Annotated in this window: 13 protein-coding genes; 9 read left to right on the top strand and 4 right to left on the bottom strand. The window is 63.2% G+C overall.

The window, feature by feature from the left end; genetic code table 11:
- On the top strand, positions 1–182 hold a 182-nt coding region (locus DM806_RS27025), incomplete at its 5' end, for a hypothetical protein (RefSeq protein ID WP_218647264.1).
- Between the two features lie 38 nt (positions 183–220).
- Here DM806_RS27025 and DM806_RS21915 read toward each other — a convergent pair.
- Together DM806_RS21915 and radC are read right to left on the bottom strand one after the other, a co-directional pair.
- A complete protein-coding gene (locus DM806_RS21915) occupies positions 221–685 on the bottom strand; it encodes a hypothetical protein (RefSeq protein WP_179041249.1) in 465 nt (154 codons plus the stop codon).
- Between the two features lie 411 nt (positions 686–1,096).
- Entirely contained in the window at positions 1,097–1,792 is a 696-nt protein-coding gene (gene radC, locus DM806_RS21910) for a RadC family protein (RefSeq protein WP_179045282.1), read from the bottom strand.
- Between the two features lie 152 nt (positions 1,793–1,944).
- Between radC and DM806_RS21905 the strand changes: the two genes are divergently transcribed.
- The 3 genes from DM806_RS21905 to DM806_RS21895 are packed head-to-tail and all read left to right on the top strand — an operon-like array spanning position 1,945 to position 5,767.
- Complete coding sequence (locus tag DM806_RS21905; protein ID WP_179045281.1) at positions 1,945–5,169, top strand: intermembrane phospholipid transport protein YdbH family protein; 3,225 nt, start codon at positions 1,945–1,947, stop codon at positions 5,167–5,169.
- Entirely contained in the window at positions 5,166–5,354 is a 189-nt protein-coding gene (locus DM806_RS21900; RefSeq protein WP_179045280.1) for a YnbE family lipoprotein, read from the top strand. Before DM806_RS21905 ends, DM806_RS21900 begins: the two co-directional genes overlap by 4 nt.
- Positions 5,351–5,767, top strand: coding sequence for a YdbL family protein (locus DM806_RS21895; RefSeq protein WP_179045279.1), 417 nt, complete (start codon positions 5,351–5,353; stop codon positions 5,765–5,767). Before DM806_RS21900 ends, DM806_RS21895 begins: the two co-directional genes overlap by 4 nt.
- Positions 5,768–5,953: 186 nt before the next feature.
- On the opposite strand, the gene DM806_RS21890 is transcribed toward DM806_RS21895, so the two are convergent.
- Positions 5,954–6,259, bottom strand: a complete 306-nt coding sequence (locus DM806_RS21890; RefSeq protein ID WP_179045278.1) for a metalloregulator ArsR/SmtB family transcription factor — start codon at positions 6,257–6,259, stop codon at positions 5,954–5,956.
- Between the two features lie 193 nt (positions 6,260–6,452).
- Between DM806_RS21890 and DM806_RS21885 the strand changes: the two genes are divergently transcribed.
- The 5 genes from DM806_RS21885 (at position 6,453) to DM806_RS21865 (ending at position 9,087) form a co-directional block, all read left to right on the top strand.
- Positions 6,453–6,776 (top strand): AtpZ/AtpI family protein, encoded by a 324-nt coding sequence (locus DM806_RS21885; RefSeq protein WP_179045277.1) that lies wholly within the window; start codon positions 6,453–6,455, stop codon positions 6,774–6,776.
- Between the two features lie 47 nt (positions 6,777–6,823).
- Positions 6,824–7,609, top strand: a complete 786-nt coding sequence (locus DM806_RS21880; RefSeq protein WP_179045276.1) for a F0F1 ATP synthase subunit A — start codon at positions 6,824–6,826, stop codon at positions 7,607–7,609.
- Between the two features lie 60 nt (positions 7,610–7,669).
- The gene (locus DM806_RS21875) at positions 7,670–7,897 is read left to right on the top strand and encodes a F0F1 ATP synthase subunit C (RefSeq protein WP_006961951.1); all 228 of its coding nucleotides are present in this window, start codon (positions 7,670–7,672) and stop codon (positions 7,895–7,897) included.
- A gap of 88 nt (positions 7,898–7,985) precedes the next feature.
- Entirely contained in the window at positions 7,986–8,480 is a 495-nt protein-coding gene (locus tag DM806_RS21870; RefSeq protein ID WP_179045275.1) for a F0F1 ATP synthase subunit B family protein, read from the top strand.
- Positions 8,473–9,087 (top strand): F0F1 ATP synthase subunit B family protein, encoded by a 615-nt coding sequence (locus DM806_RS21865; protein ID WP_179045274.1) that lies wholly within the window; start codon positions 8,473–8,475, stop codon positions 9,085–9,087. Before DM806_RS21870 ends, DM806_RS21865 begins: the two co-directional genes overlap by 8 nt.
- Before the next feature lie 91 nt (positions 9,088–9,178).
- Here the strand turns inward: DM806_RS21865 and DM806_RS21860 are convergent, their stop codons facing one another.
- A complete protein-coding gene (locus DM806_RS21860) occupies positions 9,179–10,237 on the bottom strand; it encodes a hypothetical protein (RefSeq protein ID WP_179045273.1) in 1,059 nt (352 codons plus the stop codon).
- Between the last annotated feature and the right edge of the window lie 124 nt (positions 10,238–10,361).

The following is a 10,361-nucleotide window of genomic DNA, read 5'->3' as shown; positions in this document are numbered from 1 at the left end:
AACGACCAGTTTCAGACCTTAGAACCGTTCCGGGTCCGCTCAGAAAGCTGCCGCTTGGCCTGCGCGATTGCTTCCTTCAGCTTGCTGTATCGGAATGCGCCAACGCTAAAGGAGTCGATCGGTCGGCGCAAAATCCCAAGGTTCGCCATTTCGGTCACTTCCGCTTCAGAGAGTGGTGCTAGCCCCAGTCCCGGTCCATTTCCCAGTTCCACATTCGTTGTCACGATGCATTCTCCGTGCGAGCAGCATGCGACATAGCAACTATCTTTGCCCGATCTTGCCTCAGGAATCGGCTACGATTCTGGAATGCCTTGCCGCTGACTTGGCCGTCGGCAAACTCGCGCGCTAACAAGCGCTCGTTCCTTTCCACAACTCTCTTTAAGGCCTTGAGGCTTTCGCCATAATCAGCCGTTTTCCCTGCACGTTCCTGGGCGAAGACATGGGGGCCATGCTCAGGATACGGAGTAGCGTTGACTAGCTGCCGGGTATGTAGAGAGGCGTCGCGATGAAATTCATACGCCGCACCGCTTACAGCTATTTCAGCGTTCATAATGGAAATTTGCTCTTGCGCGAGCAAGGAATTGAGGTCGCGATGTTGCCAATCAGGCTGAACACATCCGCCATCGTCTTCCCACGAGTTTATACTGAGGTCGCGTGAAGAAGTGTTATCTTTCGGCCGGGCCATAATGCTGCTCCTCTGCGTTTAAGCGGGAGCGCGTCACATCTCTCAGCCGTCCACATGCTGAATTTGCTGAACGGTGGAGGATAGATGGTAAGTCGGTCAGCAAATTACAATCAGTATGGCGGGAGCGTGCGTGGTTCGCTCTGTCCATCGGATCACCGAAAGCGGCTGTTCCCCTTTCCACCCCTTCGCGATATCGCGGCGTTTTGGCCAACTCCTCTTGCCACCAGCTTCGACGTTGCACTGTCCTACACGTCATACCCGTGATAGACCCGAAACCGGCTCTTTCCTATCGTCCGGCGACGATCGCGCGGCGTAACAATATTTCGAACAATCATCCCAAAATTTCAAAATCTACGGGAAATGTGCGAAGTTAAGCGCGGCATTTCCTATCCAGCCCAACCGCCAGGCCCCCTACAACAAGCCTTTCGCCCGCAGGCTTACATGTCCCTGCGCGCCGATGATGATATGGTCGTGGACACTGATGCCCAGCCGCTTGCCCGCATCGATGATCTGCCGGGTCACATCTATGTCCTGCCGGCTGGGTTCGGGCGATCCGCTGGGATGGTTATGCACCAGGATCAGCGCTGCCGACCCGAAGTCGATCGCCCGCCGGATAACCTCCCGCGTATAGATCGCCGCCTGATCGATCGACCCGTCGCCCATATGGTCGTCGCGGATCAGCATGTTGCGGCTGTTGAGGTGCAGCACCCGCACTCGCTCGACCCCCAGATAGGCCATGTCGGCGCGCAGATAGTCGAGCAGCGCCTGCCAGCTTCCCAGCACTGGCCGCGCCGCCACCTCGTTGCGGAGCATCCGCAAAGCGGTCGCCTGCACGATCTTGATTGCGGCGACGCTGGTGTCCCCCATGCTCGGCACGCGGGCGATCGCCTGCCAGTCGGCGGTCATCAGTCCGCCGATCCCGCCGAACGTCCGCAACAATTCCTTCGCCAGCGGCTTCGTGTCGCGCCGGGGGATGGCCAGCGCCAGCAGATATTCGATCAGCTCATGATCATGCAGCGCATCGCCGCCATTTTCCGCCAGTTTCTGCCTCAGACGGGCGCGATGGCCCGCGCCGTCATGGCTGGCTTTCGCGTCCTGTTCGGCCAATCTTTCGTCCCCCTCATCGACGCCAAGTCACGCTATGCGTTGCGGAATCGTGGAGCAAGGATATTTAAGGGGCCAGAGACGTTATGGTCCCGTTACGGACCATCCGCATCATTTTGGCAGCGTCATTTTAAGAGCCGGGGTTGGCCATAGGCATGGAAGAAGAAAACGGCGAAGAAGCGGTTCGCCGGGCATGGCTGCGCTGGCTGGGCGTGGGAACGGGATCGCTGGCGCTGGTGCTGGTGGCCCTGTGGATCCAGCGCGCGCCGATCGCCGAGAATTTCGTCAGCCGCGAACTGAACCGGCGCGGCGTGCAGGCCAGCTATGATCTGGTCGATGTCGGCCTGCGCACCCAGCGGATCGAGAATATCGTGCTGGGCGATCCCACCCGGCCGGACCTTACCGCGCGCTGGGTCGAGGTCGATATCGCCTTCACCGGATTGACGCCGCAGGTCGCCGCAGTACGCGCTGGCGGGGTGCGGCTGCGCGGTTCCTATCATGATGGCGTGATGCGCCTCGGCGAACTGGACCGTTTCCGCGACCCGGATTCGACCGCGCCGTTCAGCCTGCCCGACATGCTGGTGTCGCTCGCCGACGCGCGCGCGACGCTGGATACCGATGCAGGGCGGATCGGCATGCAGGTCGATGGCAGCGGCAACCTCCAGTCGGGCTTCCGGGGACGGCTGGCCGCCGCCATGCCGCGCGCATCGCTGGCGGGCTGCGGCCTGTCGCAGGCGACCGCGATGGTCACGATCGCGATGCAGCAGGGCGCGCCGCATCTGGCCGGCCCGGTGCGCGCCGATGCTGTCGCCTGCCGCGATGTCGGCGCGGCGATTGCCAGGCCGGCGGCAACGATCGACCTGACCCTCGGCAAGGCGCTGGACAACTGGACCGGCCATGTCGACCTGTCGGGCGAGGCGCTGAGGGGCGGGGGACTGGTGCTGGCCGCGCCCGATGGCCGGATCGATTTCGACGGCACCGCCGCCCGCACCGGCGGCAAGGTCCGCATGCGCGCGAAAGCGATCACCGGGCGCGGCGCGGTGCTGCGCGATGCGGCCCTGTCGGGCGACTGGGTGCTGGGCAAGGAAGGCCAGAGCCTGCAAGGCACATTGTCCGGAGAAGACCTGCACATGGCGCGCGGCAATCCCCTGGCGGGCCTGCGCGCATCCGCAACCGGCACGCCGGTCGAACCGTTGGCGGCGAAGTTCTCCGATGCGGTGGCGAAGGCCGGGCAACGCAACCGGCTGCGCACGACCTTCGCCCTCTTGCAGAAGCCCGGCAATGGCAGCCTCGTCCTCACCGATACGGGTTTCGAAGCGCGAAGCGGCGCGCGGATCGATGTCGCGCGGGGCGGGCGGGTGACGCTCGCCTGGCCGGGCAAGGCGGCCGGGATTGACTGGGCGCTCGACGGCGCGATCACGACCGAGGGTGGCGGCTTACCGGAGGCGGCGTTGCGCCTCGCGCGGCGACCGGGCGGCGGTTTTGGCGGGCAATTGTTCGTCGATCCCTACGCGTCGGGCGGCGCCAAGCTGGCGCTCGACCGGGTGCGCTTCACCGCCGACCGCAACGGCGCGACCCGCTTCGCGACCGCGATGCGGCTCGACGGTCCGTTACCCGATGGCCATCTGCGCGGGCTCAGCCTGCCGGTTACGGGCCGCGTGGCCGCCAATGGCGCAGTGCTGATCAATCCGGACTGTGTCCCCGTGTCGCTGCTGGAGGCGCGCTACGGCAATTTCGCGCTTGGTCAGACCCGTCAGACCCTGTGCACGGTCGAAGGCGGGGCGATGCTCGCCATGGGACCGGCAGGCGTGCGCGGCGGCGCAGCGATTCGCGACCTCGCACTCGAAGGCCGCAGCGGCGACAGCCCGATGCGCCTGACCGCCGATCAGGCAAGCGTTGCGCTCGGCAAGACCGGTTTCGTGCTGGCCAATCCGGCGCTCGCCATCGGTCCGCAGGACGCGCCGGTGCGTCTGTCCGCCGCCGCCATGGATGGCGCGATGACCGCCAACGGCTTTGCCGGCAAGCTGACCGGCGCAGGCGGGCAGATCGGTGCCGTGCCGCTGATCGTCGAGCAGGGGGCGGGGGACTGGAACTTCGCCAAGGGAATCTTTGGCCTTCACGCCGCCATGACCGTGCGCGATGCGCAGGATGCTGCGCGCTTCAACCCACTGTCCGTCCCCGATTTCGCGCTGACGCTGAAGGATGGCCGCATCACTGCCACCGGCACGATGACCCGCAGCGGGTCGACCGTGGCGAAGGCGGACATCGCCCATGATCTGGGCAGCGGGAAGGGGCATGCCGACCTCACCGTCCCGAACCTCGCCTTCAACCCCGGCTTTCAGCCCGACGCAGTGACGCCGCTGACGCTGGGCGTCGTCGCCAATGTGAAGGCGACGGTGACGGGGCAGGGGCGGATCGACTGGACCGGCTCCGCCGTCACCAGCAGCGGCACCTTCCGCACCGACAATGCCAATTTCGCCGCCGCCTTCGGCCCGGTCGAGGGACTGTCGGGCGAAATCCGCTTCACCGACCTCATCGGCATGGTCTCCGCGCCGGGTCAGGAAGTGCGCATCAAGAAGGTCAATCCCGGTGTCGAGGTGCAGGACGGCGTCGTCCGCTACCATCTCGAAGCCGGGCAGAAGGTGCGGATCGAAGGGGGCGGCTGGCCTTTCTCCGGCGGCAAGCTGGACCTGCTGCCCACGACGATGAATTTCGGCGAGGATGTCGACCGCTACATGACCTTCCGTGTCATCGGGCTGGATGCGGGCGCCTTCATCCAGGCGATGGAACTGGACAATGTGTCTGCGACCGGCACATTCGACGGAATCATGCCGCTGATCTTCAACGCCAAGGGCGGCCGGGTGTCGGGCGGCGTTCTGGTCGCGCGACAGCAGGGCATGCCGCCGCTCATCATGCCCGAAGGTGTGCTGCCGACCATCCCCTGCGATCCCACCCGCCAGTCGGGCGTGCTGTCCTATGTCGGCCCGGTGTCGAACGAGCAGTTGGGCGTGATGGGTAAGATGGCCTTCGATGCCCTCAAGAATCTGCAATATAAATGCCTGACGATCCTGATGGATGGTGCGCTGGACGGCGAGATGGTGACGAACGTCGTCTTCAACGGCGTCAACCGGGGCAAGCTGGGCGACGCGCCGGGGGGCATCGCGCGCAACTTCATCGGCCTGCCCTTCATCTTCAACGTGCGGATCGCCGCGCCCTTCCGCGGGCTGATGGGCACCGCCCAATCCTTCATCGACCCCTCGCAACTGATCCAGAACAGCATCGGCGATCAGGTGCAGGGGGAAATGCGAACGGGTTCGCAACAAAATCTTGCGGTTCAGCCTCGGGAAAGCGAGACTGTGTCAGACGGGGAGCAGAAATGAAGACACGCGCAATCATGACCGCCGGTATCGCCGGCCTCGCCCTGGGGGGATGCATTCAGGTGAAGGCTCCAGACCGCCCCATCGAAATCAACCTGAACGTCAAGGTGCAGCAGGAGGTTGTGGTGAAGCTGCAACGCGACGCCCAGGATCTTATCCAGAATAACCCGGAGTTGTTCCCGCAATGACACGCAAATTGCTCATGCCAAAGCTGACTTGGCTCGCCGCCGGCGCCGCAGTTGCGCTGGCCAGCGGCTTCGTCATGACCGCGCCCGCGCGCGCCCAGTCCGGCGCCGTCGCTGCCGCCATGAATGCCGGAACCGTGGGCGAGCAGGCCGACGGCTATCTCGGCATCGCGGGGACGGTGGGCGCCGATGTCCGCTCGGAGGTCGAAGCGATCAACATCAAGCGCCGCGCCGCCTACACGCAACTCGCCGGGCAGCGTAACGTTACGGTGCAGGATGTCGCCGCCGCCACCGGATGCCAGACGCTCAGCAGCCGGGTGAAGCAGGGGCAGGTCTATCGCATCGGCGCTGGCGCCTGGCAGACCAAGGGCGCGGGGGCGATCGCGCTGCCGGGCTACTGCGCGACGGCTGGCTGATCGGAGCCGTCGAAGAAACGAGGGAAGGCGTGGTGCTCCTGTCACCGCGCCTTCTTTCGTTCTGGGCATCAAGCTCGGTCATTGGCTTGGCATGCAGATACGCAACATCCGTTCGGCTCTTCGACAGGCTCAGGGCGAATGGAGGCTGGAAACAGGCCCATTCAACGGGTTCTCGTTAAGACACCCTCAATCCCGTTTGCGCCGCCGTGGCCGCTCTTCCACAATGCCCCGCGCCCGCTCGCAAAAAGGCGACAGGAAATCATAGAGCTGGTCGGTCAGTTCCTCTGTCGCCAGCGAATAGAGCACATATTGCCCGCGCTTCTGCTCGCGCACTACGCCAGCCTCTTTCAGCACCGCCAGATGCCGGGAAATGGACGGCATCGCCATCTCGAAATTGTCGGCAATCTCGCCGACCGTCATTGGCTCTTCAGCCAGATGGTGCAGGATACGGCGGCGCGGTTCGGACGCCAGAGCCTTGAAGATCTTGTCCATTCTTATTTAGCTAAATAGGAAAATGGCTAATCGCAAGGGTGCAGGACCGGGTGGTCCAAAAGACCGATTTTCCGGCCTTCTGGCGGGTTGACACTCCGTTAAACCCTTCCTAGAGGGGCGTCGCCTTGACGGGTGCAGCCGCAAGCGCCATGCCGAAACCGATGCGGGCGGAATATGCCTGATGGAGGATGCAATGGCGGCGGACACACCCGGACAGGACCCGGCGGGCGAGGACTCGCGGATCGCTTCCCTTGAGGAGCGGATCGCGAAGGCTGAGCATGTCGAAAAGGTCCGGCAGGGGGCTACGGAGCAGCAGGCGGACGATGGATCCCGCCTCGGCAACCGGGTTCTGGCCGAATTGATCGGGGGTCTTGTCGGTGGTGCGTTGATCGGCTGGGTCTTGGACCGGCTGCTTGGCACATCCCCATGGCTCCTGTTGGTTTTCCTCGGTCTCGGGATCGTGGCGGCCTTCAGGAACATCATCAGATTGACGACGACGAAGCGTCCCGACGAATAGGGACGCGTTCGTTTTAGTCCGAAGACTTGAACGTTACAGGGGTCAACGTGGCAGAATCCGGCAAAATCGATCCGATGCACCAGTTTGCGATCGAACCTCTGTTCGGTACGGATCATCTGTCGCTCGGCGGCTTCAACATCGCCTTTACCAACAGCGCGCTCTATATGGTGCTGGCTGCTGTTGTGCTGTGGATCTTCGTGATCGGCGGCATGAAGCGTGAACTGGTCCCCGGCCGCTGGCAGATGGCGGTCGAATATATGACCGGCTTCATCAAGAACCTGCTGATCGCCAATATCGGCGACAAAGGCCGGAAGTACATCCCGTATGTCTTCTCGCTCTTCATGTTCATCCTGCTGGCGAACCTGCTGGGCCTGCTGCCGCTGGGTCTGTTCGGGCTTCACCCCTTCACCTTCACCAGCCACTTCACCGCGACCGGCGTGCTCGCCATCATGAGCTTCTCGATCGTGCTGATCGTCGGTTTCTGGAAGCATGGTTTCCACTTCTTCTCGCTGTTCGTGCCGCACGGCACGCCCCTGCCGATGATCCCGGTCATTTTCCCGATCGAGCTGATCTCGTTCATGGTGCGTCCGTTCAGCCTCGGCCTGCGACTGTTCGTCGCGATGACCGCCGGCCACGTCCTGCTCAAGGTTCTGGCAGGCTTCGTCATCAACAGCGCCAATGCAGGTGTCGGCTTCGGCCTGACCGTCGGCACGGCCAGCTTCGTCCTGATGGTCGGCATCAGCGCGCTGGAAATGCTGGTCGCGGTGATCCAGGCCTATGTGTTCGCGCTGCTGACCTCGGTCTATCTGAACGATGCCGAGAACCTGCACTGAATTTTCAAGTTTCGCCTGATTTCTTCAACTTTTATCTGATTTAACAAGGGAGTTTACGACATGGACGCAGAAGCCGCAAAGCTGCTCGGTGCTGGCCTGGCCGCGATCGGTGCGGGCATCGCTGCCCTCGGTGTGGGCAACGTGTTCAGCGCGTTCCTGGAAGGCGCGCTGCGCAACCCGGGTGCTGCTGACGGTCAGCAGGGTCGCCTGTTCATCGGTTTCGCCGCGGCGGAACTTCTGGGTCTGCTGGCGTTCGTTATCGCCATGATCCTGGTGTTCGTAGCCTAAAGCACGAAATTCGGAGCGGGCAGAGGGGCTTTCGCCTACACTCTGCCTGCTCCTCTTATTGACCGCCCTCTGATCGGACGGACCGAAAATGCCTCAAATCGCGCAAATCGCCGAAACCTATTCCAGTCAGATATTCTGGCTGCTGGTAACGTTCGGCTTCGTCTTCTTCGTCATTGGCCTCGGCATGGTGCCAAAGGTTCAGGGCACGGCGGACGCGCGCGACGCGAAGATCAGCGGTGATCTGGACGCGGCCAAGGCCGCGTTCGCCCGCGCCGACGAAGCGGAAGCGGACTACCGCATTCGCGACGCCGAAAGTCGCACCGCCGCTCAGGCCGTGATGGCCAAGGCGAAGGGCGAAGCGGCCAAGTCTTCGGAAACGAAGCTTGCCGCCGCCGATGCCGATGTCGCGAGCAAGATTGCCGCGGCCGAAGCGCGCATCCAGGCCGCAAGCATAGCGGCGCTGGCAGAGATCGAAACCGTCGCCGCCGATGCGGCGCGCGACATGGTGGCTCGCATTTCCGGCGTCGAAGCGTCGGACGAGGCAGCCCGTAACGCAGTAAAGGCGGCACTGGCCCATGGCTGAGGCAGCAGCACAGCATAACGCAGCGACCCCTCCGTCGCTCGGCGAGGCGATCCATAGCGAAGGCATGGAGCCGGTCGGCACCGTTGCCCATGAGGGCGTCGAACCGCACACCGATCCCAAGGCGGTCGGCCTGGACGCGACCGCCTGGGTCAGCCTGGCGATGGCGGTGTTCATCGTCATCCTGCTGGTCAAGAAGGTGCCTGCCCTGATCGGGAAGGCGCTGGACGGTCGGATCGCGCAGATCAAGGAACAACTGGCCGAAGCCTCCAAGCTTCGCGCCGAGGCCGAAGCGCTCAGAGGCGAATATGAAGCCAAGCTGGCTGCTGCGGCTGGCGAAGCCGAAGCCATGCGCAAGGCCGCCGAGCATGAGGCCGAAGGCCTGATCGCCGATGCCAAGGTCAATGCCGAAGCGCTGGTCGCCCGTCGCCAGAAGATGGCCGAGGACAAGATCGGCGCTGCCGAACGCGCCGCGATCGCCAGCATCCGCACCAGGACGGTGAATGCGGCGACTGCCGCTGCTGCAGCCCTGATCGCCCAGGGTCATGATGCTGCGTCGGACAAGGATCTGGTCGACAGCGCAATCAAGGGTCTCGGTACGATCAACTGATCATATGGGCTAGAATATCAGAAGGGCCGGGGCGTATGTCGTCCCGGCCCTTTTTCTTTTGGGTCGTATCTGATCCTGATTGATGATGCCCTCAGGCGGTTGCGCGGTCGAGATAGGGCAAGCGATCGGTCAGGGCTGGCGGTAGGCCATGGACGATGAGTGCTCGTGCATGGTGCCAGAGCGCCGAGAGAAGCAGCAGCGCCGAGCCGATGACAAGGCTGGTGAGCGCCCAGGAAAGTTCCACCGCGCCGGCTTGCTTGAACAAGGCGTAGAGGGCGAAGAGGACATAGGCCAAGCTGGACACCAGCAGTGCGCGGCGATCGATCGCCAGTGCGACGATGCCGAAGACCACGTAAAGCGCGATGACCAGCAGTGCCCGGCCGGCACCGATCTCATCTCCGTTGAGCACGCCAAGCAGGTGGAACAGCGAATGGGCAATCATTGGTGCGGCGGCGAGATGCAGCCAGAAAGCGACATCCGACCGCCGGCTGATGCGGCTTCGGTCGCTCATGTCCCAGCGCATGGCGAGAAGAAAGATGGCGATACCCGATGCCAGCAATAGCAGGAAGGGCAGGGTGTCGTCCTCAGGGAAGGCTGCGATGACGAGACCGGCGATCACGCCGGCAGCCGCCGCTGCCCCGGCTGCAACGGTGATCGGAACCATGAAGCGCTGCCAGTGCGCCCATGCGGCAAGCGCGCTCATTGCGGCAATGCCGGACATGATCAGTGCTGCTTCGCTGTCTCCGGCATTGGGAAATATCTGTGTCGCGAGCGCGCCAAGTGCGAAGGCCATGCCGCCGACGAAGCCGCAAAGCAGCAATATGGATGGCAGCGCCATGCGCCGCTGGCGGGTGAAATATTCGGCCAGTCCCCAACTCGCGATCGCGATCAGCACGCCGGACATGAATGCGGGATGATGATCGGGGGCGCCGAATCGTAGACTGTCGCCGAGCCAGCCAAGCGCCACGAGCAGGATCACGCTGGCGATCGCCACGAAAATATCGTTGAATCCGGTCAACAGTCGGAAATGTTCCTCGTCGACCACGGGGGTGGCACGCAACTGCGCCACATGGTCACGTAACGACTGCGCAGCCTGGGGTGTCAAAGCACCGGCCGCTACGGCATCCTGTAGATCGCTCTCGCTATACATCTGTCCTGCTCCTGGGGCGTTGCGCTGACGCCATGCTAACATTGCTGTATTATATCATCAATACAGTTGTTTTTCGCCTTTTTCTGGGGGTTCGGCAGTGTTAGCGCGAGAATATCAAAAGAGA

This window comes from Sphingobium lactosutens, assembly GCF_013393185.1.
In the GTDB taxonomy this organism is placed as follows: domain Bacteria; phylum Pseudomonadota; class Alphaproteobacteria; order Sphingomonadales; family Sphingomonadaceae; genus Sphingobium; species Sphingobium lactosutens_A.
This window is presented reverse-complemented; position numbering and strand designations above follow the sequence as displayed.